Source organism: Pseudomonas sp. Fl5BN2 (assembly GCF_009908205.1).
In the GTDB taxonomy this organism is placed as follows: domain Bacteria; phylum Pseudomonadota; class Gammaproteobacteria; order Pseudomonadales; family Pseudomonadaceae; genus Aquipseudomonas.
Genome location: NZ_JAAARL010000001.1, coordinates 79,924 through 100,471 on the forward strand (window position 1 = coordinate 79,924; position 20,548 = coordinate 100,471).

General features: G+C 63.5%; 21 protein-coding genes. 12 read left to right on the plus strand and 9 right to left on the minus strand.

Going from position 1 to position 20,548, the window contains the following annotated elements; genetic code table 11:
- Positions 1–129: 129 nt before the first annotated feature.
- The 3 genes from trpB to GV819_RS00430 all read left to right on the plus strand — a co-directional run bounded on the left by trpB (position 130) and on the right by GV819_RS00430 (position 2,755).
- Entirely contained in the window at positions 130–1,365 is a 1,236-nt protein-coding gene (trpB, locus tag GV819_RS00420; protein ID WP_161752432.1) for a tryptophan synthase subunit beta, read from the plus strand.
- Positions 1,365–2,177, plus strand: a complete 813-nt coding sequence (gene trpA / locus GV819_RS00425) for a tryptophan synthase subunit alpha (RefSeq protein WP_161752434.1) — start codon at positions 1,365–1,367, stop codon at positions 2,175–2,177. Before trpB ends, trpA begins: the two co-directional genes overlap by 1 nt.
- 122 nt (positions 2,178–2,299) lie before the next feature.
- A complete protein-coding gene (locus tag GV819_RS00430; RefSeq protein ID WP_161752436.1) occupies positions 2,300–2,755 on the plus strand; it encodes an RcnB family protein in 456 nt (151 codons plus the stop codon).
- Between the two features lie 59 nt (positions 2,756–2,814).
- On the opposite strand, the gene GV819_RS00435 is transcribed toward GV819_RS00430, so the two are convergent.
- On the minus strand, positions 2,815–3,141 hold the full coding sequence (locus tag GV819_RS00435; RefSeq protein WP_161752438.1) for a DOPA 4,5-dioxygenase family protein: 327 nt from the start codon (positions 3,139–3,141) through the stop codon (positions 2,815–2,817).
- 312 nt (positions 3,142–3,453) lie between these two features.
- The gene (locus tag GV819_RS00440) at positions 3,454–4,404 is read right to left on the minus strand and encodes a choline sulfate utilization transcriptional regulator (RefSeq protein WP_161752440.1); all 951 of its coding nucleotides are present in this window, start codon (positions 4,402–4,404) and stop codon (positions 3,454–3,456) included.
- Positions 4,405–4,518: 114 nt separating this feature from the next.
- Between GV819_RS00440 and betC the strand changes: the two genes are divergently transcribed.
- The 3 genes from betC (at position 4,519) to GV819_RS00455 (ending at position 8,668) form a co-directional block, all read left to right on the plus strand.
- Positions 4,519–6,033, plus strand: a complete 1,515-nt coding sequence (gene betC, locus GV819_RS00445; protein ID WP_161752442.1) for a choline-sulfatase — start codon at positions 4,519–4,521, stop codon at positions 6,031–6,033.
- A gap of 15 nt (positions 6,034–6,048) precedes the next feature.
- Complete coding sequence (gene choX, locus GV819_RS00450) at positions 6,049–6,966, plus strand: choline ABC transporter substrate-binding protein (protein ID WP_161752444.1); 918 nt, start codon at positions 6,049–6,051, stop codon at positions 6,964–6,966.
- A gap of 133 nt (positions 6,967–7,099) precedes the next feature.
- Positions 7,100–8,668, plus strand: a complete 1,569-nt coding sequence (locus GV819_RS00455) for a SulP family inorganic anion transporter (RefSeq protein WP_161752446.1) — start codon at positions 7,100–7,102, stop codon at positions 8,666–8,668.
- Positions 8,669–8,772: 104 nt separating this feature from the next.
- Here GV819_RS00455 and aroE read toward each other — a convergent pair whose 3' ends face one another.
- Complete coding sequence (gene aroE, locus GV819_RS00460) at positions 8,773–9,594, minus strand: shikimate dehydrogenase (RefSeq protein WP_161752448.1); 822 nt, start codon at positions 9,592–9,594, stop codon at positions 8,773–8,775.
- Between the two features lie 68 nt (positions 9,595–9,662).
- Complete coding sequence (gene hemF, locus GV819_RS00465) at positions 9,663–10,580, minus strand: oxygen-dependent coproporphyrinogen oxidase (protein WP_161752450.1); 918 nt, start codon at positions 10,578–10,580, stop codon at positions 9,663–9,665.
- Positions 10,581–10,747: 167 nt separating this feature from the next.
- On the opposite strand from hemF, the gene GV819_RS00470 reads away from it, so the two are divergent.
- Positions 10,748–11,725 (plus strand): NADPH:quinone reductase, encoded by a 978-nt coding sequence (locus tag GV819_RS00470; RefSeq protein ID WP_161752452.1) that lies wholly within the window; start codon positions 10,748–10,750, stop codon positions 11,723–11,725.
- A gap of 81 nt (positions 11,726–11,806) precedes the next feature.
- On the opposite strand, the gene GV819_RS00475 is transcribed toward GV819_RS00470, so the two are convergent.
- Together GV819_RS00475 and dprA are read right to left on the minus strand one after the other, a co-directional pair.
- Positions 11,807–12,364: an L-threonylcarbamoyladenylate synthase gene (locus tag GV819_RS00475; protein WP_161752454.1), complete on the minus strand. Its 558-nt coding sequence runs from the start codon at positions 12,362–12,364 to the stop codon at positions 11,807–11,809.
- Positions 12,365–12,418: 54 nt separating this feature from the next.
- A complete protein-coding gene (dprA, locus tag GV819_RS00480) occupies positions 12,419–13,525 on the minus strand; it encodes a DNA-processing protein DprA (RefSeq protein WP_161752456.1) in 1,107 nt (368 codons plus the stop codon).
- 507 nt (positions 13,526–14,032) lie between these two features.
- On the opposite strand from dprA, the gene def reads away from it, so the two are divergent.
- From def to GV819_RS00510, 5 genes are all read left to right on the plus strand, one after another.
- Positions 14,033–14,539, plus strand: a complete 507-nt coding sequence (gene def, locus GV819_RS00490; protein WP_161752458.1) for a peptide deformylase — start codon at positions 14,033–14,035, stop codon at positions 14,537–14,539.
- Positions 14,540–14,608: 69 nt separating this feature from the next.
- A complete protein-coding gene (gene fmt, locus GV819_RS00495) occupies positions 14,609–15,568 on the plus strand; it encodes a methionyl-tRNA formyltransferase (RefSeq protein ID WP_161752460.1) in 960 nt (319 codons plus the stop codon).
- Positions 15,565–16,890: a 16S rRNA (cytosine(967)-C(5))-methyltransferase RsmB gene (gene rsmB, locus GV819_RS00500; RefSeq protein WP_161752462.1), complete on the plus strand. Its 1,326-nt coding sequence runs from the start codon at positions 15,565–15,567 to the stop codon at positions 16,888–16,890. The genes fmt and rsmB overlap by 4 nt, the downstream gene beginning before the upstream one ends.
- Positions 16,891–16,912: 22 nt before the next feature.
- Positions 16,913–18,286 carry a Trk system potassium transporter TrkA gene (gene trkA / locus GV819_RS00505; protein WP_161752464.1) on the plus strand — a complete coding sequence of 458 codons (1,374 nt, stop codon included), beginning with the start codon at positions 16,913–16,915 and terminating at the stop codon, positions 18,284–18,286.
- 104 nt (positions 18,287–18,390) lie between these two features.
- Positions 18,391–18,702, plus strand: a complete 312-nt coding sequence (locus tag GV819_RS00510; RefSeq protein WP_161752466.1) for a tetratricopeptide repeat protein — start codon at positions 18,391–18,393, stop codon at positions 18,700–18,702.
- A gap of 21 nt (positions 18,703–18,723) precedes the next feature.
- Here GV819_RS00510 and GV819_RS00515 read toward each other — a convergent pair whose 3' ends face one another.
- From GV819_RS00515 to tag, 3 genes are all read right to left on the minus strand, one after another.
- The gene (locus GV819_RS00515) at positions 18,724–18,963 is read right to left on the minus strand and encodes a PilZ domain-containing protein (RefSeq protein WP_161752468.1); all 240 of its coding nucleotides are present in this window, start codon (positions 18,961–18,963) and stop codon (positions 18,724–18,726) included.
- A 72-nt stretch (positions 18,964–19,035) separates the two neighbouring features.
- Positions 19,036–19,923: a lysophospholipid acyltransferase gene (locus GV819_RS00520; protein WP_161752470.1), complete on the minus strand. Its 888-nt coding sequence runs from the start codon at positions 19,921–19,923 to the stop codon at positions 19,036–19,038.
- A 42-nt stretch (positions 19,924–19,965) separates the two neighbouring features.
- Positions 19,966–20,529 (minus strand): DNA-3-methyladenine glycosylase I, encoded by a 564-nt coding sequence (gene tag, locus GV819_RS00525; RefSeq protein ID WP_161752472.1) that lies wholly within the window; start codon positions 20,527–20,529, stop codon positions 19,966–19,968.
- Positions 20,530–20,548: the final 19 nt, after the last annotated feature.

Sequence of the window (20,548 nt, forward strand, 5' to 3'; positions counted from 1 at the left end):
CTGACAGGTTGTGGCGATCTTATCGGTTTTCAGCGCCGGGGGTGAGGGGTAGAGTGAGCCTCATTGTCTTTCTTCAAAGCTTTCTTTCCATGAAGGCTTATCACTACGAACTTCCCCGGGAGCGCTCCAATGACCCAGTCCCAATTGCGTAATGGTCCTGACGACAACGGCCTGTTTGGCGCGTTCGGCGGCCGTTACGTGGCTGAAACCCTGATGCCGCTGATCCTCGACCTGGCCCGCGAATACGAAACAGCCAAGGAAGATCCCGAGTTCCTCAAGGAACTGGCCTACTTCCAGCGCGACTACGTCGGCCGTCCCAGCCCACTGTACTTCGCCGAGCGCCTGACCGAGTTCTGTGGCGGCGCCAAGATCTACCTCAAGCGCGAAGAGCTGAACCACACCGGTGCCCACAAGATCAACAACTGCATCGGCCAGATCCTCCTGGCCCGGCGCATGGGCAAGAAACGCATCATCGCCGAGACCGGCGCCGGCATGCACGGCGTGGCCACTGCCACCGTGGCCGCGCGCTTCGGCCTGGACTGCGTGATCTACATGGGCACCACCGACATCGAGCGCCAGCAGGCCAACGTGTTCCGCATGAAGCTGCTGGGCGCCGAAGTGATCCCGGTGGTGGCCGGCACCGGCACCCTGAAGGACGCGATGAACGAAGCCCTGCGCGACTGGGTGACCAACGTCGACAGCACCTTCTACCTGATCGGTACGGTGGCCGGCCCGCACCCATACCCGGCCATGGTCCGCGACTTCCAGGCAGTGATCGGCAAGGAAACCCGCGAGCAGCTGCAAGCCCAGGAAGGCCGCCTGCCGGACAGCCTGGTGGCGTGCATCGGCGGCGGTTCCAACGCCATGGGCCTGTTCCACCCGTTCCTCGATGACAAAGACGTGCAGATCATTGGCGTCGAAGCCGCCGGCTACGGCATCGAGACCGGCAAGCACGCCGCCAGCCTGAACGGCGGCGTACCCGGCGTATTGCACGGCAACCGCACCTTCCTGCTGCAGGACGACGATGGCCAGATCATCGACGCCCATTCGATTTCCGCCGGTCTCGACTATCCCGGCATCGGCCCTGAACACGCCTGGTTGCATGACATCGGTCGCGTCGAATACACCTCGGTGACCGATGACGAAGCCCTGGCCGCGTTCCACCAGTGCTGCCGCCTGGAAGGCATCATCCCGGCCCTGGAAAGCGCCCACGCCCTGGCCGAAGTGTTCAAGCGCGCGCCGACCCTGCCCAAGGATCACCTGATGGTGGTCAACCTCTCGGGCCGTGGCGACAAAGACATGCAGACCGTGATGCACCACATGGAACACTCTCAACAAGAGCAATCCAAGCAGGAGAAACACTGATGAGCCGCCTGCAAACCCGCTTTGCCGAGCTGAAGCAACAGAACCGCGCCGCCCTGGTGACCTTCGTCACTGCCGGCGACCCGAACTACGACACCTCCCTGGCGATCCTCAAGGGCCTGCCCGGTGCCGGGGCCGACGTGATCGAACTGGGCATGCCCTTTACCGACCCGATGGCCGACGGCCCGGCAATCCAGTTGGCCAACATTCGCGCCCTGGGGGCCAAGCAAAACCTGGCGAAAACCCTGCAGATGGTCCGCGAGTTCCGCGAAGGCAACAGCGACACGCCGCTGGTGCTGATGGGCTACTTCAACCCGATCCACCGTTACGGCGTGCCACGCTTTGTCGCCGACGCCAAGGCCGCCGGTGTCGATGGCCTGATCGTGGTGGACATGCCGCCGGAACATAACAGCGAGCTGTGCGACCCGGCCCAGGCCGCGGGCATCGATTTCATCCGCCTGACCACCCCGACCACCGACGACGCGCGCCTGCCGAAAGTGCTCGACGGCAGCTCGGGCTTTGTCTACTACGTCTCGGTGGCCGGGGTGACCGGTGCCGGCGCTGCCACCCTGGAGCATGTGGAAGAGGCCGTGGCCCGTCTGCGCCGCCATACCGACCTGCCCGTCAGCATCGGTTTCGGTATCCGTACTCCGGAACAGGCAGCGGCCATCGCTCGCCTGGCAGACGGCGTGGTAGTGGGTTCGGCGCTGATCGACCACATCGCCAACGCCGAGTCTTCCGAGCAAGCGGTGGACGGCGTCCTGAACCTGTGCGCGGCCCTGTCCGAAGGGGTGCGTAAGGCCCGTGTCAGCTGAAGGTAAAGTTCCTGATACAGAGGAATTAGCGCCTCTGGATGCAGACTAATCTGGCAAGACCGAGGGTTTCAGAACCAATGTTCTGAAACCCTTTTTGCTGTTTGTGCTGCGAGGAATACCTGATGAAAATGCCCAAACGTCTGATTGCCAGTGCCGCAGTGCTGATGCTTAGCGCCAGCCCGTTGCTGCACGTCATGGCCGACGACCGTGGTGATTATGATCGTGGGGGTGATCGCGCAGGTCCACAACAAGGTCATTGGGACAACCGCGGCGGCGATCATCGCGGCCCGGAATACGACCGGCGTGGTGGCCCACCCCGGGATTTCGGTCCGGTGCGTGAGACTATTCGCGACAACCACGGCTACTTCGTGCGGGGCGCGCCTCCACCTCCCGGCGTTCACCTGATGCGCGGCCAACCGCTGCCTCGCGGCTACTACGGCGAACGCCTGGACAACCGCGCACTGTCGCGCCTACCGGTGTATCCGGGTTATGAATGGCGACGCATGGGCGCTGACGTCTTCCTGATCGAAGTGGGCAGCGGCATCGTCTACGACATACTCGACGGCGTGCTCTACTGATCAGTTTTTGTACAAAGCCGGCCCTGGCAGGGGCCGGCTTGCCGACGCGCCATCCCCCCTCAAAATCCCGTCAAATCCAACGGCCGCATCGCCCCCATCCAGATCGCATGATCAGTGTGATCCAGCAGGTCATCGCCTGTATCCGGATGTAGAAACACCACCAGCCCCTGGCGATTGAGCGCCAGCCATGGCACCACATCGGCAAACACTTGCGGCGTGAACGCCAGTTGGCAACTCCAGTCCGGATGCGGCCCCACCGGCCGCTCGTGGACCCGGCCCATTTTCACGGCAAACAGCTGCGCCGCCTGCTCGCACAAAGCTCGGGCCTGGTCGATGGTGCTGGCGTCAAAATACACGTGGGCGTGATAACCCTTGATCCGTTGCATGCAAAACCTCTCGATAAAATCGAACCTTCCGGCTTGCCTCAGATGTCCCGCTCAGCCTGTGAAAAACAGGCCATCACCTCATGAGGACGGCAGATCCGCTGTTCAAGCAAATGCGCCATGGTGCCATGAGTCGTCCAGTCAGTGCGTCCATGCTGACGCGCGCAGGTCATCAATCTCCCGGGCCTTGCTGAAGTTCAACCCGCCCAGGCCAGTGAGTGACCGGAATGGTTAGTCGTCCTTGCGCAGGCGTCGGTATCACTGAGCAGCCAGGGCAACCACATGCAACCCTGTGACGCCTGCTCAAGGCGCCGATTACTGGGCGATGGATGGCAGCGACAGCCCCTTGAGGGATTGAGCGCTGTCGGCCTGCTCGCTCATCAGCCAGTCAACGAAACGCTGGATCAACGGTCCCCGGCGTTTACGCTGGGGCAGCACCACGTAGTAGCCGTAGCTGGAGATCTGCGTTTCGGCGATCGGCCGGCATAGCAGGCCCTGATCCAGCAGGTTGTCCACCAAGTGGCGCCAGCCGATGGCCACGCCCTGGCCGCCGATAGCCGCCTGGATCAGCAAGGTGTAGTTATCGAAGCGCAATTGCCCCGGGGCCGGCGCGGTGGCAATGCCCAACTCACGGAACACCCCATTCCAGTCGAACCAATGGCTGCTGTTTTCGCCACGCAGGTGCAGCAGCGGCAACTCCAGCAAGGAGCGCACGGGCAGGGGCGCGATGCGCTCCTTGAGCAGCAGCGGGCTGCACACCGGAAACACTTCCTCTCCGAACAGCCAGCGACTTTGCCCCTGCTTGAAACGCCCATCGCCAAACAGCACCGCCACGTCGATATCACTGCGCAGCATGCTGTGGCTGCGTTCGCTGGTGACCAGGCTGACGTCCACCTGCGGGTTGGCCTGATGAAAACGGTGCAGGCGCGGCATCAACCAGTAGGCGGCAAAGGCGAAATCCGTGGCCACCTGCAACACCTCGTGCTGATGCTGTTGGCTGAGGGCACTCAAGCCGGCATCGATACTCTGCAAACCAGCCTGCACCTGCTCCAGCAGCAAGGCCCCGGACTCGGTCAGTTCGATGCCCCGGTAGATCCGGTCGAACAGGCGCACGTTCAATTGCTCCTCCAGCCGCTTGATCTGCTGGCTGATAGCCGGCTGGGTGGTGCCCAGCTCCAGCGCCGCGGCAGTGAAACTGCGCAAACGGGCCGCCGCTTCAAACACTCGGAACAGGTCCAGGGACAAATCGCCAAGGGCTTCATACATAAGCTGCACTTATCCTAGTCATTGCCTTGCATGGGCTTTACCGCAAAAGACAGGGAATCCATGCTCAATCGCAGCACTCTCGCATAACCATCGACTATGGAATGCCGCGAACCCATGAAGCGCAAGAACATTCTTTTCATCATGGCCGACCAGATGGCCGCGCCCTTGCTGCCGTTCTACGGTTCATCGCCGATCCAGCTGCCACACCTCAGCCGCCTGGCTGCTAAAGGCGTGGTATTCGATGCCGCCTACTGCAACAGCCCGCTGTGCGCACCGTCGCGCTTCACCCTGGTGAGCGGTCAATTGCCGAGCAAGATCGGCGCCTATGACAACGCCGCCGACTTCCCTGCCGACGTGCCCACCTACGCCCACTACTTGCGACGTCTGGGCTATCGCACAGCGCTCTCGGGCAAGATGCACTTCTGTGGACCGGACCAGTTGCACGGCTACGAAGAACGCCTGACCAGCGACATCTACCCCGCCGACTACGGCTGGGCGGTGAATTGGGACCAGCCCGAGGTGCGCCCCAGCTGGTACCACAACATGTCCTCGGTGTTGCAGGCCGGGCCCTGCATACGCACCAACCAGCTGGATTTCGACGAAGAGGTGGTGTTCAAGGCCCAGCAGTATCTGTTCGACCATGTCCGCGAGGCTGGTGAGCAGCCATTCTGCCTCACCGTCTCAATGACCCATCCTCACGACCCGTACACCATTCCCAAGGCGTTCTGGGACCTGTACCACGACGATGAAATTCCACTGCCGCAAACCCCTCCGCAAAGCCAGCTGGATCCACACTCCCAGCGCCTGCTCAAGGTCTACGACCTGTGGGACAAGCCCTTGCCTGTGGATAAGATCCGCGATGCGCGCCGCGCCTACTTCGGTGCCTGCAGCTACATCGACAGCAACGTCGGCAAGCTGCTGCAGACCCTGGAAGACACCGGATTGGCGGACGACACACTGATCGTATTTTCCGGCGACCACGGCGACATGCTCGGCGAACGCGGCCTCTGGTACAAAATGCACTGGTTCGAAATGGCCGCACGGGTGCCGCTGCTGATTTGCGCACCAGGGCAATTCGCCGCCGGACGGGTCAGCGCCGCGGTGTCCACGGCCGACCTGTTGCCGACCCTGGTGGAGCTGGCCGGCGGCCAGGTGCAAGCCGATCTGCCCCTGGACGGCCGCTCGCTGATCCCACATCTGCAAGGGCGCGGCGGGCATGATGAAGTGTTCGGCGAATACATGGCCGAAGGCACCATCAGCCCGCTGATGATGATTCGCCGTGGCGCCTACAAGTTCATCTACAGCGAAGACGACCCGTGCCTACTCTTCGATGTGCACAACGACCCGCAAGAACACAGCGACCTCAGCCAGTCAGCCGAACATCGGCCAGTATTCGCAGCCTTCCTTGCCGAAGCCCGGGCCAAGTGGGACATCCCGGCCATACATCAACAGGTCCTGGCCAGCCAGCGCCGCCGCCGCCTGGTGGCCGAGGCGCTGAGCCGGGGCAAGCTCAAGAGCTGGGATCACCAACCACTGGTGGACGCCAGTGCGCAATACATGCGCAACCACATCGACCTCGATGACCTGGAGCGCAAGGCTCGTTATCCACAACCCTGCCAAAACCAATAATGTAAGGGGAAGAGCATGCAAAGGTTATCCACAGCACTGGCGGTCGGGCTCCTGGCCCTGGGCAGCACATCTGCCAGGGCCGACTCATGCGAAACGGTGAAAATGGCCGATCCGGGCTGGAGCGACATTGCCGCCACCAACGCCATCACCGGCTTGCTGTTGGACGGCATGGGCTACAAGACAAAGGTCGACACCCTGGCCGTACCCATCATCTATGGCGGTCTCAAGGACGGCCAGGTAGACATATTCCTGGGAAACTGGATGCCGGCGCAGCAGGGCTTCTACGACAAGTTCGTGGCCAACGGCGAAGTCATCCAACTGGCGAAGAACCTGGAGGGCACCGAGTTCACCCTGGCGGTGCCGGACTACGTCTGGGACGCGGGCGTGCATGACTTTGCCGACCTGAACAAGTTCGCCGACCAGTTTGACAAGAAAATCTATGGCATCGGCTCCGGCGCCCCGGCCAACCTGTCGCTGCAGGAAATCATCAAGAACAACCAATTCAACCTCGGCCAGTGGAAGCTGATCGAGTCCAGCGAACAGGCAATGCTTGCCGAAGTGTCCCGGGCCACCCGGAAACAGCGCTTCGTGACCTTCCTCGGCTGGACCCCACACCCGATGAACGTGCAACTGAAAATGCATTACCTCAGCGGCGGCGATAAGTACTTTGGCACCAGCGGCAGCGTCTATACCCTGACCCGCAAGGGTTATGCACAGGCCTGCCCGAATGTCGCCAAGCTGCTGGGCAACCTGCGCTTCACCCAGGACATGGAGAACAGCATCATGGCCGAGGTAGCGAACAACAAGCTGAGCAATACCGAAGCGGCCAAGGCCTGGATCAAGGCCAACCCGGCGGTGCTGGAGCAATGGCTGGAAGGGGTCCGGACCCTCGACGACAAGGATGCCCTGACGGCGGTCAAGGCCAGGTTGTAGATCGAGACGCGCCGTTCGCCTTGGCCATTCGCTGGCAAGCCAGTTCATACGGGCGAACGGCTCTCAAGACTTGCACCCCATCCACTGACGCTCCACCCTGACACTTCGTCCCGTCCCCACCCCGCGAGGAACCATGGCCTGGCCCAACCGCCATTCACTCCTGCCTTTCCTGAGCTGGCTGCCACAGCAGACCCGCACCAGTGTCGGCCGCGATCTGCTGGTGGGCCTGAGCGGCGCGATCCTCGCCCTGCCGCAATCCATCGCCTACGCCTTGATCGCCGGCCTGCCTGCGGAATACGGGCTGTACGCGGCCATTGTTCCGGTGCTGATCGCCTGCCTCTGGGGCTCGTCCTGGCACTTGATCTGTGGCCCCACGGCGGCGATTTCCATTGTGCTCTACGCCAGTGTCAGCCCCCTGGCGGTGCCGGCGTCCGAGGACTACATCACCCTGATCCTACTGCTGACCCTGTTGGCCGGGGTCTTCCAGTGGCTGCTGGGGATGCTGCGTTTCGGGGCCCTGGTGAACTTCGTCTCGCACTCGGTGGTGCTGGGCTTCACCCTCGGTGCGGCGGTGGTGATCGCCCTGGGCCAGATGCCCAACCTGATGGGCCTGGACCTGCCGAACCAGGCCACTGCCCTCAATAGCCTGACCTTGCTGCTGGAACACTTGGACGCCGTGGACCCGCCTTCGCTGCTGCTGGGGCTTGGCACCCTGGTGGTCGGGCTCACCTTGAAGCTGCTGGCGCCACGCTGGCCGAGCCTGTTGCTCAGCCTGCTGCTCAGCGGGCTGGTGGTATGGCTGCTGCCGGGGATGTTTGGCCAGGTCCGGCTGGTCAGTGCCTTCGTCGGCCAACTGCCACCGTTGAGCCCGCTGCCACTGGATCTGGAACTGATCCTGCGCCTACTGCCCAGCGCCGTGGCAGTGGGCATGCTCGGGCTGGTGACCAGCTTGTCAATTGCCCGCTCGCTGGCGGCCCGCTCGGAACAACTGCTGGACGCCAATCAGGAAGTCCGCGCCCAGGGACTGTCGAACATCGTCGGCGCGTTCTTCTCCGGCTACTTGTCCTCGGGCTCATTCACCCGCTCCGGACTGAGTTACGAAGCCGGTGCACGCTCGCCCCTGGCCGGGATGTTCTCGGCACTCTGGGTGGCACTGTTCGCGGTGACCGGCGCCGGGTTGATCGCCCACATCCCGATCCCCGCCATGGCCGGGAGCATCCTGCTGATCTGTTGGGGGCTGGTGGATCACCGGGGGATTCGCGCCTTGTTCCGGGTCAGTCGCGCCGAGTTCGTGGTGATGAGCCTGACCTGCATCGCCACCTTGCTCCTGGAACTGCAGACGGCGATCTATGCCGGAGTCCTGGCATCGCTGTTCTTCTACCTCAAGCGCACCTCGCAACCCCGGGTGCAGCAATCCAGTGAAGGGGATGAAGACATCCTGCGGGTCGGCGGCTCGATCTTCTTCGGCGCCAGCCACTACCTGCAGGTGCGCATGCAACGCTGCCATGCGCCGAGGCTGGTGATCGACGCGCGGCAGATCAACTTCATCGATTACTCAGGCGTGGAAATGCTGCACCAGGAGGCACGCCGGCTGAAGCGCCAGGGCCGCAGCCTGACACTGCGCCGGGCACGGCAGACGGTGAAAGAGGAATTGATCAAGCTGGAAGGACCGCAGCGGTGTCCGATCCACTTCGAGGACTGAAACATGGTCCGTAGCTGCCGACTGGCCAGCGCATGGCCCCGGAGAATCGGCATCTGCCGCAAGACCGTCGGCGCTGGCAACCCAGCACCTACACAGTGCCGCGGCTACAGAGCCAATTGGCGGCGCAGTTCGGCCAGCACCGGGGCGCTGTCCGGACGCACACCGCGCCACAGGTAGAAGGCTTCCGCGGCCTGCTCGGCCAGCATGCCCAGGCCGTCCAGCGCCAGTGCGGCGCCATGTTCGCTGGCCCAGCGGCAGAATGGCGTCGGCTCCTTGCCGTACATCATGTCGTAGCACACCGTGTGGCCCGGTTCGATCAGGCTGCTGGCTATTGGCGGCAGCTCGCCCGACAGGCTGGCGGAGGTGGCGTTGATGATCAGGTCCACCGACTCTTGCAGCCAATTGAAACCACTGGCCGCCACAGGCCCCAGGTCGGCGAACAGCTCCGCCAGCAATTCGGCCTTCTCTACGGTGCGGTTGGCAATCACCACCGACGCCGGTTGCTCCGCCAACAAAGGCTCGAGGGCACCGCGCACCGCACCACCGGCACCCAGCAGCAGAATCCGCTTGCCCTTGAGGCTGACCCCGGCGTTCACCGTCAGGTCACGCACCAATCCGGCGCCATCGGTGTTGTCCCCCAGCAGGCTGCCATCGGCCTGCTTGTGCAAGGTGTTCACCGCACCGGCCCGCTGGGCGCGCTCGGTCAGGCGGTCGCACAAGCGATAGGCATCTTCCTTGAACGGTACCGTGACATTGGCCCCGCAGCCGCGGGCAAAGAAGCTGCGGGCGGCGCCGGCGAAATCATCCAGGGGCGCCAGCAGGGTGTTGTATTCCAGGCGCTGGCCGGTCTGTTCAGCGAACAACCGATGGATCAGCGGCGACTTGCTGTGGCCGATCGGATTACCAAAAACGACGTACTGATCCATCTCTCAACCCTTTGTCCAACGGCAACCTCCAGGCACTGGCTGGCCAGCGCCTACGGCAGGCGCGGTATTTAGTTGCTGCCAGCCAGCCAGTCGCGATCCTGCAGGAAGTACTCGGTCAGGCGCGCTTCTTCGCTGCCCGGCTCGGCCTTCCAGTCGTAGCCCCAGCGCACTTGCGGCGGCAGCGACATGAGGATCGATTCGGTGCGGCCACCCGATTGCAGGCCGAACAGGGTGCCACGGTCATAGACCAGGTTGAACTCCACATAACGGCCACGGCGGAACTCCTGGAATTCCCGCTGCTGTACGCTGTAGGCAGTAGCCTTGCGCCGCTGGACGATGGGCAGGTAAGCCTCGATATAGGCATCGCCAATCGCCCGCATGAAGGCGAAGCTGGTGTCGAAGTCCCACTCGTTCAGGTCATCGAAGAACAGACCACCAATGCCCCGGGGCTCGTTGCGGTGCTTGATGTGGAAGTAGCTGTCGCACCAGGCCTTGTAGCGCGGATAGACCTCGGGACCGAAAGGCGCGCAGGCACGCTCGGCAACCCGGTGCCAGTGCACGCAGTCATCGATGTTGCCGTAGTAAGGGGTCAGGTCGAAGCCGCCACCGAACCACCAGACTGGTTCTTCACCTTCCTTCTCGGCGATGAAAAAACGTACGTTGGCGTGGGACGTCGGCACATGCGGGTTGTGCGGGTGAATCACCAGCGACACGCCCAGGGCCTCGAAACCACGACCGGCCAGTTCCGGACGGTGGGCGCTGGCCGATGGCGGCAGACCGCTGCCGAACACATGGGAGAAGTTGACCCCGCCCTTTTCGATCACCGCACCGTCGCCGATCACCCGGGTACGGCCGCCGCCGCCAGCAGGGCGGGTCCAGGCGTCCTCGATGAAGCGTGCACTACCGTCTTCGGTTTCCAGTGCAGCGCAAATGCGGTCTTGCAGGTCGAGCAGGTAGGCTTTTACGGCCTCGGTGCGGGTAGTCATGGCATCACCTTGGATCGGGCAAAGCTACGCGGCGCTAGGGATGAAACGCAGGCCGGCGCAAATGGGCGCGTAGCATAACACCGCCCCGGGGCCTGCCGCAGTTGACGAAGGTCAAGCGGAGGAGTCCGATAGAGCACTTTCACGCGACGACCGAGGAGAGAGTGCAGATGGCCAAACGAATCCAGTTCCGTGCCCATGGCGGCCCCGAAGTACTCGAGTATGTGGATTACCAACCAACCGAACCCGGCCCGCAGCAGGTTCGCGTCAGCAACCAGGCCATCGGCCTGAATTTCATCGACACCTATTTCCGCAGCGGCCTGTATGCGCCACCGACACTGCCATCGGGCCTCGGGGCCGAAGGGGCTGGGGTGGTCGAGGCCGTCGGCAGTGCCGTGACCCGCTTCAAGATCGGCGACCGGGTGGCCTATGGCAGCGGGCCGCTGGGCGCCTACAGCGAAGTGCATGTGTTGCCGGAAGCCAACCTGGTGCACCTGCCGGACAGCATCAGCTTCGAACAAGCGGCCGCAGTGATGCTCAAGGGCCTCACCGTGCAGTACCTGCTGCGCCAGACCTATGAACTCAAGGGCGGCGAAACCGTGCTGTTCCATGCCGCAGCGGGCGGCGTCGGTTCCCTGGCCTGTCAGTGGGCCAAGGCGCTTGGGGTAAAGCTGATCGGCACCGTCAGTTCGCCGGAGAAAGCCGCCATCGCCAAGGCCCTGGGCGCCTGGGAAACCATCGACTACAGCCATGAAGATGTCGCCAAGCGGGTACTGGAACTGACCGATGGCAAGAAGTGCCCGGTGGTCTATGACGGCGTGGGCAAGGACACCTGGCTGACATCCCTGGACTGCCTGGCACCGCGTGGCCTGATGGTCAGCTTCGGCAATGCCTCGGGCGCGGTGGACGGGGTGAACCTGGGCATTCTCTCGGCCAAGGGCTCGCTGTACGTGACCCGGCCGACCCTGGCCAGTTACGCCAACAACGCCGAGAACCTGCAGATCATGGCCGACGAGCTGTTCGGCATGATCACCAGCGGCAAGCTGAAGATCGAGATTGGCCAGCGCTTCCCCCTGGCGGACGCAGCCAAGGCCCACATCGAACTGTCGGCGCGGCGTACTACCGGCTCGACGGTGTTGTTGCCCTAGACGTCTGCGGCGGCAAGCGCAGGCCGCCCGGCCGCTCCTGCAATGCAATTCCTGCAGGAGCCGGCTGGCCGGCACCGCTGTTCAAGAAGGCCGCACCACCTTGCCCGTAGCCAGATCACGAATCAGGCTCGGGTTCTTGCGCCCACCCAGGCTGCCGCCCAGGACCATGTCCAACTGCCCGCGGAAATACTGCTCGATGCGAATCCGCGTCCGAGCCGCCGGCCGCCCCTGGGGATTGGCCGAGGTAGAAATCAACGGCCCGACCAAGGCGCACAACTCACGCACCTGCGGATGATCACTGACCCGCAGGGCCACGGTGTCGTGTACCCCGGTAACCCATTCGGGCAGCAGATCCTGGTGGGGCACCAGCCAGGTATTGGGTCCCGGCCAGGTGCTCGACATGCGATCGATCCAAGTGTCCGGGAAGTCCTCGAAGAGGAAGTCGAACTGACGGATATTGTCAGCGATCAGGATCAGACCCTTGTCCACTGACCGTGACTTGATCGCCAGCAGGCGATCCACCGCCTCTTCATTCCAAGGATCGCACCCCAGGCCCCAGACCGCTTCGGTTGGATAGGCAATCACCGCCCCTGCGCGAATCTCTCGTGCGGCTTGTTGCACACGCCAACTGCTGACCATTGCCGACTCTCCAGATAAAAGCTGTGCGCAGTTTACCGATCCTGCTTATAAAACCTAGCTCAGGCGTGCAAACCAACGCCCGTTTTCATTGACCGCGCGACCTTCGATCTCCAGCTCGGTCAGGGCCGCCAACACCCGGGGCAAGGGCCATCCGCAGGCAGCGGCCAAGGCCTCGCTGCTGTGGGGCGCGGCCTGTAGCAGGGCCAGCAATGGATCCGCGCAGGTCTCGGCCAGGGGGAAAGTGGTCGGCGGCAAGTGCTGCCAGCCTCTCAGGGTCTCAAGTATGTGCTGAACGCTTTCCACCAGCACCGCGCCATCGCGGATCAGTTGATGACAGCCCCGGGCTGCCGGGTGGTGGATAGAGCCGGGAATGGCATACACCTCGCGGCCTTGCTCCGCCGCCAGGCGAGCGGTGATCAAGGAACCGCTGGCCACGCTGGCCTCCACCACCAGCACGCCCAGGGACAGGCCACTGATGATCCGGTTACGCCGGGGGAAGTGTTCCGGACGCGCTGCGGTGTCCAGCGGGAGCTCGGAAATCACCGCGCTGCCCTGCTCGATCATCGTCTTGGCCAAGGCCCGATGCCGCTGTGGATAAAAATTTTCCAGGCCCGTCCCCAGCACCCCCACGGTACGTCCACCAACCTCCAGGGCCGCCTGGTGCGCAGCACCGTCGATGCCCAGGGCAAGGCCACTGGTGATCACGAAACCGGCCCCGGCCAGGCTCCGGGAAAACGCTGCAGCGGTGTCCAGTCCCGGCCGCGAAGCACGGCGGCTGCCCACCATCGCCAACTGCGGCAACTCCAGGATCGACGGATCACCGGCCACGAACAACAGCGGTGGCGCATCCTCCAACTGCGCCAGCAAGGCCGGGTAGCCGGGCTGGTCCCACATCAGCAAATGCTGGGCCTGGTTGTCTATCCAGGCCAACGCGCGGCGGGCACCATCACGGACTTCGACGCTGCGCCGGGCATCGCTACAGGCCTTCGGCAGGCCCAGCGAGTGCCAGGCAGCCGCGGGAGCGACCAGGGCTTTGGAAGCAGAACCGAAGGCCTGAAGCAAACGCTGAAAGCGCATGGCACCCAAGCCGGGCAGGCCATGCAAACGTAGACGGGCCTCCAGTTCGGCCGGGGAAATGGCAGCAGCATTCGAGTGCGACATGGATCATCCTTGATCGTCATCGGGCCGCTCGGCACCGGAACAAGCTGTGGATAAGTCTGTTGGTAACTTGTTGAGGAAAGGCTGCCCGCAAGGGGCGCGCGCCGTGTCCAGCGGCGCCAGCGCGCGCAAGGCCTGGAGTACGAGCCCATCGCTGAGTTTGTCCTAGCAACGGCAATCCACCGGTCGAAACTCGCTCCATCGCCAGGGCTGTTGCAGATAGCGGCTGGCACTGCTTCACGGGGTATCGCCCGCCGTCACCCAACAATGCTGTGGATAACCGTCCTTGAGATGCACCTGGGCCTGACCGATGGCAGTCCAGCCCAACAGCAGCAAGGCGATCAGTGATTTCCTCATGGGCTGAATCCCTTTATTATGTAGGTTCGCGTAAAACGCCAGAGCCTGCGCGGCTCGCTCCTTCCCTGAGCACGTTTTGCATCGGCGACCCAGGTCCAGGACCTGCCAGGACGCCGACTCCGCCCTTACTTCACACGTGTAGCAATTACGCTTATGGCCATTTTAAACATCCTCGAATTCCCCGATTCGCGCCTGCGCACTATCGCCAAACCGGTGGAGGTAGTGGACGACGAAGTGCGTCAGTTGGTCGATGACATGTTTGAAACAATGTATGAGGCCCCAGGCATTGGCCTGGCGGCGACCCAGGTCAACGTGCACAAACGCATCGTGGTCATGGACCTGTCCGAAGACCGCACTGAACCCCGGGTGTTCATCAACCCCGAGTTCGAAGCCCTGACCGACGAGATGGACCAGTATCAGGAAGGTTGCCTCTCGGTACCGGGCTTCTATGAGAACGTCGACCGTCCGCAACGCGTCAAAGTCAAGGCTCTGGACCGTGATGGCCAGCCTTACGAACTGATCGCCGAAGGCTTGCTCGCGGTGTGTATCCAACACGAATGCGACCACCTCAACGGCAAGTTGTTCGTCGACTACCTGTCCACACTCAAACGTGACCGGATCAAGAAGAAACTGGAAAAGCAGCATCGCCAGAACGCTTGATGCTCCTCTTCCAAAGGCTTGCAGCGGCAAGCCTTTTTCTTTTCCGCATGTTTACTACCGAGAATTCCCATGACTGAGCCACTGCGCATCGTCTTTGCCGGCACTCCCGAGTTCGCCGCCGAACACCTCAAGGCCCTGCTCGACAGCCCTTATGAGATCGTCGCGGTCTACACCCAACCGGATCGCCCGGCCGGCCGTGGACAAAAACTGATGCCCAGCCCGGTCAAGCAGCTTGCGCTGGAGCACAACATTGTCGTGCTGCAACCGCCGACCCTGCGTAACGCCGAGGCCCAAGCCGAACTGGCGGCGCTCAAGCCGGACCTGATGGTGGTGGTGGCCTACGGCCTGATCCTGCCGCAGGTGGTGCTGGATATTCCACGCCAGGGTTGCATCAACAGCCACGCCTCCCTGCTGCCACGCTGGCGCGGTGCGGCGCCGATCCAGCGCGCCGTGCAAGCCGGTGACGCACACAGCGGGGTGACCGTGATGCGCATGGAAGCCGGGCTGGATACCGGGCCGATGCTGCTCAAGGTCAGCACCCCGATCAGCACCCAGGACACCGGCGGCAGCCTGCACGACCGCCTCGCCGAAATGGGCCCGCCGGCCGTACTGCAAGCCATCCAGGGCCTGGCCGCCGGCACCCTGGAAGGCGAAATCCAGGACGACAGCCTGGCCACCTACGCCCACAAGTTGAACAAGGACGAGGCACGCATCGACTGGCAGCGCCCCGCCGTGGAGCTGGAGCGTCTGGTACGGGCCTTCAATCCCTGGCCGATCTGCCACAGCACCTTGAATGGCGAGGCCCTGAAAGTCCTGGCCGCCACACTGGCTGAAGGCCAAGGCGCTCCGGGGCAGATCCTCGACGCCAGCAAGGACGGCCTGCTCGTTGCCTGTGGTGAGCAGGCACTGTGCCTGACCCGCCTGCAACTGCCCGGTGGCAAGGCGCTGAACTTCAGCGACCTGTTCAACAGCCGCCGCGAGAAATTCGCCATCGGCACGCTGCTCGGCCAAACGGCGGACGCCCAATGAACCCGCGCCTGGCCGCCGCCAAGGCACTGACCGCGGTCCTCAACGGCAAGGCCTCGCTCAACAGCTCGTTGCCGATCCAGCTGGACAAGGTCGAAGTGCGCGATCGCGGCTTCACCCAGGACCTGGCATTTGGCACCGCACGCTGGCAGCCACGGCTGTCGGCACTGGCGGCCAAGCTGCTGCAGAAGCCCTTCAAGGCGGCGGATGCCGATGTCGAGGCGCTGCTGCTGGTGGGCCTCTATCAACTGCTCTACACCCGGGTGCCGGCCCACGCCGCCATCGGCGAAACCGTAGGCTGCGCCGACAAGCTGAAGAAGCCCTGGGCCAAGGCCCTGCTCAATGCCGTGCTGCGCCGCGCCCAGCGCGAAAGCGAAGCCCTGCTGGCCGAACTGGAACACGACCCGGTGGTGCGTACCGCGCACCCACGTTGGCTGCAAAAATCCCTCAAGGCGTTCTGGCCCGAGCAGTGGGAAGCCATCTGCGCCGCCAACAACGCCCACCCGCCGATGATCCTGCGGGTCAACCGCCGTCACCAATCCCGGGACGCCTACCTCAAGCTGCTGAGCGAGGCCGGCGTAGCCGCCAAGCCGTGCGTCTACAGCCAGGACGGCATCGTTCTCGACGAGGCCGGTGACGTCCGCAGCCTGCCGGGCTTTGCCGAGGGCTGGGTCAGCGTGCAGGACGAAGCCGCACAGCTGGCCGCCGACCTGCTGGAACTGGCACCGGGACAACGGGTGCTGGACGCCTGCTGCGCACCGGGAGGCAAGACCTGCCATATCCTCGAAGTCGAGCCGGCCCTGGCCGGTGTGGTGGCGGTCGACCTGGAAGCCAAGCGCCTGGTACGGGTCCGGGAGAACCTCGATCGCTTGGGGCTCGACGCCCAATTGATCGCCGCCGATGGCCGCAACACCCAGGTCTGGTGGGACGGCAAACCGTTCCAGCGGATCCTGCTGGACGCGCCGTGCTCGGCCACTGGGGTGATCCGCCGCCATCCGGACATCAAGCTGACCCGTCAGCCCGAAGACATCGCCGCCCTGGCGCAACTGCAAGGCGAGCTGCTGGACGCCATGTGGCAGGCCCTGGAAGTCGGCGGCATCCTGCTCTACGCCACCTGTTCGACCCTGCCCACCGAGAACACCGAAGTGATCGAGGCGTTCCTGGCCCGCACCCCGGGCGCTCGTGAATTGGACATCGGCGGCCAACTGGGGCAGCCTGCGGCCGGCCTCAAGCAGCCCCACGGGCGCCAGCTGCTGGCGCAAGAGGGCGGCCACGACGGCTTCTACTACGCCAAGCTGATCAAGATTGCCGCGGCTCGCGGCTAAACGGTTTTAAGGGAGTGACTGGATGAAGATCATCATCCTCGGTGCCGGCCAAGTCGGTGGCACGCTGGCGGAACACCTGGCCAGCGAAGCCAACGACATTACCGTGGTGGACACCGACGGCGAACGCCTGCGCGACCTCGGCGATCGCCTGGACATTCGCACCGTGCAAGGCCGTGCCTCCTTTCCCACGGTGCTGCGCCAGGCCGGCGCCGATGACGCCGACATGCTGGTGGCGGTGACCAACAGCGACGAAACCAACATGGTCGCCTGCCAGGTCGCCCACACCTTGTTCCACACCCCGACCAAGATCGCCCGGGTGCGCGAGGCCGCCTACCTGACCCGCGCCGGGTTGTTCGACAACGACGCGATCCCGGTGGACGTGCTGATCAGCCCCGAACAGGTGGTGACCAACTACATCAAGCGCCTGATCGAGCACCCCGGCGCCCTGCAGGTGATCGACTTCGCCGAGGGCAAGGCCCAGCTGGTGGCGGTCAAGGCCTACTACGGCGGCCCACTGGTGGGTCAGCAGTTGCGCCAACTGCGCGAGCACATGCCCAACGTCGATACCCGGGTAGCGGCGATCTTCCGTCGCGACCGGCCGATCATGCCCAAGGGCGATACGGTGATCGAGGCCGACGACGAGGTGTTCTTCATCGCTGCCAAGGCCCACATCCGGGCGGTGATGAGCGAAATGCGCCGTCTCGAAGAGTCCTACAAGCGCATCGTCATCGCCGGTGGTGGGCAGATCGGCGAGCGCCTGGCCGAAGCCATCGAAAGCCGCTACCAGGTAAAGATCATCGAGATGAACCCGGCCCGTTGCCGCTATCTGTCGGACACCCTGGACAGCACCGTGGTGCTGCAGGGCAGCGCCTCGGACCGCGACCTGCTGCTGGAAGAGAACATTGCCGACGCCGACATCTTCCTGGCCCTGACCAACGACGACGAGGCCAACATCATGTCCTCGCTGCTGGCCAAGCGCCTGGGGGCGAAAAAGGTCATGACCATCATCAACAACCCGGCCTATGTCGACCTGATCCAGGGTGGCGACATCGACATCGCCATCAGCCCGCAGTTGGCGACCATCGGCACCCTGCTGACCCACGTGCGCCGTGGCGACATCGTCAGCGTGCACTCCCTGCGCCGGGGCGCGGCAGAAGCCATCGAGGCCATCGCCCATGGCGACGCCAAGTCGAGCAAGGTGATCGGCCGGGCCATCGAGAACATCGGCCTGCCGCCGGGCACCACCATCGGCGCGATCATTCGTGATGAAGAAGTGCTGATCGCCCACGACGACACCGTGATCGAGGCAGGGGACCATGTGATCCTGTTCCTTGTGGATAAAAAGCACATCCGTGATGTGGAGAAACTGTTCCACGTTGGCCTGAGCTTCTTCTGATCAAACGCGGCCCTGTGGCCTCTGCCACAGGCTGGGATTGCCCAATAAGGGTGCGGCCCGCAAAAAATCCGGCGCTGCTGCACCAACCCACAGGAGTGACAACGATGCTTGAATCGCTGGAAAAAATGCTCGCCAAGGGTGTGGATAACGCGCTGCTGCGCTTCGGCCTGGGCAAGGGTTACCTGGATCAGGGCGAGTACGCCAAGGCCGCCGAGCACCTGCAACACTGCGTGGCCTTTGATCCCAAGTATTCAGCGGCCTGGAAGCTGCTGGGCAAGGCTTGCCAGGGGCAGGGCGACACTCAAGCAGCGCGCCAGGCCTGGGAGCAGGGGCTGGAAGCAGCCCGTGGCCACGGTGACAAGCAGGCGGAAAAGGAAATGACCGTGTTCCTCAAGAAGCTCGATCGCCAGTCCTGAAGCCCCTATAGCCGCTGCCTTTCACAGGTAACGCAGGGCAATCCCTTGCGCATCCACCTGGATCACTTCCATGCGCACCCGCGGAGCGCTCTCCGACAGGCCCTGCACCTGGCCATAGACCACTGCGCCCTTAGGCAACTTCGCCAGGACCGGACTTTGCACATAGACGCCGCTGGCGGACAGGTTGCGGGTCTGCCCCAGGCATTCGCCAATGCTCTCGTGCTGAATCTTGATACGAAACGACTTGCGGTGCTCGGACATCTTCTGCGCCCTTGTTCAGTGTGCTGTGGATAATTCCCCGCTGGGGTTATCCACAGATCGTGCCAGCTCTTGTCAGTACCAGCGCGCCTCACCCGGCGGGCGTTTCTTGAAGCGCTTCATGCTCCACATGTACTGGCTCGGATAAGCCCCGACATAACGCTCGACCACCTTGCTCATGGCGGCGCAGGAGGTTTCGGTATCGGTGCTGTACATCTCTTCCGGGGCCGCTTCGAGGATCACCTTGTATCCCGACCCATCAGGCAGGCGCAGGGCATGCAGGAACACGCCGACGGCCTTGCCGCCGGCCAGCATGTTCGGCACAAACTTGCTGGTCAGCGCCTGGGTGGCGAAGAAGGGCACGAAGATCCCGGCGGATTCGGCCGGTTCCGGGTCGGCGGGGATGCCCACTGCCCCCCCTTTGCGCACTTCCTTGATGACGCTGAGGATGCCTTCCTTGGTGGAGGCCGCCACGCGGTTGCCCAGTTGCACCCGCTGCTTGCGCAGCAGTTCGTCCACCGCCTTGAGCTTCGGCGGACGGTAGAAAATGATCGGTTTGCATTGGCTGCAGTAGAAGTGGTTGAGCACTTCCCAGTTGCCCAGGTGGCTGGTGATGCCGACCACACCCTTGCCCGAGGCCAGGGCATCCTTGAGCACATCGAGGCCCTCGACTTCACGCACCAGCTCGATCGAGCGCTGCGCCGGCCAGATCCAGGCACAGGCGCTTTCGGTCAGGGATTTGCCGATGTCCTTGAGGCTCTGTCCGACTAGCCGCTCGCGCTCGACCGGGTCCATCTGCGGAAAGCATTTGGCCAGGTTGATGCGCACCACGTCGCGGGAGCGGTTGGGGGTCTTCCACATGATCCAGCCGATGGCCGTGCCGACCGCCTGCACCGCACGCCAGGGCAGCAAGGCAAACAACCGCAGAGCGCCCACCAGCAGGGCGCCTTTGAACTTATCCACAAATGACTCCTGATCTGTAGGTCATGATCTAGTCGCAGCCGACTATTCTAACCGCGCATCCGCAAGGATGGCGTAGCGATCACAGTCGCGAGTGTGATCCATGACCATGCCCGAGGCCTGCATCAAGGCATAACAGATGGTCGGACCGACGAAGGTGAAGCCGGCTTTCTGCAGTCCGCGGCTCATGGCCTCGGCTTCCGGGGTCACCGCCGGAACTTCGCTGCGGTCCTTGAAGTGGTTGATCTTCGGCACGCCGCCGACGAACGACCAGAGCAACCCCACCGGGTCTTCCAGCTCCAGCCAGGCCTGGGCATTGCGCCGGGCGGCGTTGAGCTTGAGACGGTTGCGGATGATGCCCGGATCGAGCATCAGTTCGTCAATCTCCGCATCGCTCATCTGCGCCACTCGCTGCACATCGAAGCCGAACAGCACCTGGCGATAACGCTCGCGTTTCTTCAGCACGGTGATCCATGACAAGCCGGCCTGGAACCCTTCGAGCAATAACAACTCGAACAAGCGCTGCCCATCGCGCAGCGGCACGCCCCACTCCTGATCGTGATATGCCATGTACAGCGGATCTTCGGAACACCAAAAGCAGCGTGGCATAAGGCTCCAGGGGGCGTGC

What these genes read in the sequence shown, in the direction of transcription:
- trpB (WP_161752432.1), top strand. Translation starts at nt 130, where the DNA reads ATGACCCAGTCCCAATTGCGTAATGGTCCTGACGACAACGGCCTGTTT.
- trpA (WP_161752434.1), top strand. Translation starts at nt 1,365, where the DNA reads ATGAGCCGCCTGCAAACCCGCTTTGCCGAGCTGAAGCAACAGAACCGC.
- GV819_RS00430 (WP_161752436.1), top strand. Translation starts at nt 2,300, where the DNA reads ATGAAAATGCCCAAACGTCTGATTGCCAGTGCCGCAGTGCTGATGCTT.
- GV819_RS00435 (WP_161752438.1), bottom strand. Translation starts at nt 3,141, where the DNA reads ATGCAACGGATCAAGGGTTATCACGCCCACGTGTATTTTGACGCCAGC.
- GV819_RS00440 (WP_161752440.1), bottom strand. Translation starts at nt 4,404, where the DNA reads ATGTATGAAGCCCTTGGCGATTTGTCCCTGGACCTGTTCCGAGTGTTT.
- betC (WP_161752442.1), top strand. Translation starts at nt 4,519, where the DNA reads ATGAAGCGCAAGAACATTCTTTTCATCATGGCCGACCAGATGGCCGCG.
- choX (WP_161752444.1), top strand. Translation starts at nt 6,049, where the DNA reads ATGCAAAGGTTATCCACAGCACTGGCGGTCGGGCTCCTGGCCCTGGGC.
- GV819_RS00455 (WP_161752446.1), top strand. Translation starts at nt 7,100, where the DNA reads ATGGCCTGGCCCAACCGCCATTCACTCCTGCCTTTCCTGAGCTGGCTG.
- aroE (WP_161752448.1), bottom strand. Translation starts at nt 9,594, where the DNA reads ATGGATCAGTACGTCGTTTTTGGTAATCCGATCGGCCACAGCAAGTCG.
- hemF (WP_161752450.1), bottom strand. Translation starts at nt 10,580, where the DNA reads ATGACTACCCGCACCGAGGCCGTAAAAGCCTACCTGCTCGACCTGCAA.
- GV819_RS00470 (WP_161752452.1), top strand. Translation starts at nt 10,748, where the DNA reads ATGGCCAAACGAATCCAGTTCCGTGCCCATGGCGGCCCCGAAGTACTC.
- GV819_RS00475 (WP_161752454.1), bottom strand. Translation starts at nt 12,364, where the DNA reads ATGGTCAGCAGTTGGCGTGTGCAACAAGCCGCACGAGAGATTCGCGCA.
- dprA (WP_161752456.1), bottom strand. Translation starts at nt 13,525, where the DNA reads ATGTCGCACTCGAATGCTGCTGCCATTTCCCCGGCCGAACTGGAGGCC.
- def (WP_161752458.1), top strand. Translation starts at nt 14,033, where the DNA reads ATGGCCATTTTAAACATCCTCGAATTCCCCGATTCGCGCCTGCGCACT.
- fmt (WP_161752460.1), top strand. Translation starts at nt 14,609, where the DNA reads ATGACTGAGCCACTGCGCATCGTCTTTGCCGGCACTCCCGAGTTCGCC.
- rsmB (WP_161752462.1), top strand. Translation starts at nt 15,565, where the DNA reads ATGAACCCGCGCCTGGCCGCCGCCAAGGCACTGACCGCGGTCCTCAAC.
- trkA (WP_161752464.1), top strand. Translation starts at nt 16,913, where the DNA reads ATGAAGATCATCATCCTCGGTGCCGGCCAAGTCGGTGGCACGCTGGCG.
- GV819_RS00510 (WP_161752466.1), top strand. Translation starts at nt 18,391, where the DNA reads ATGCTTGAATCGCTGGAAAAAATGCTCGCCAAGGGTGTGGATAACGCG.
- GV819_RS00515 (WP_161752468.1), bottom strand. Translation starts at nt 18,963, where the DNA reads ATGTCCGAGCACCGCAAGTCGTTTCGTATCAAGATTCAGCACGAGAGC.
- tag (WP_161752472.1), bottom strand. Translation starts at nt 20,529, where the DNA reads ATGCCACGCTGCTTTTGGTGTTCCGAAGATCCGCTGTACATGGCATAT.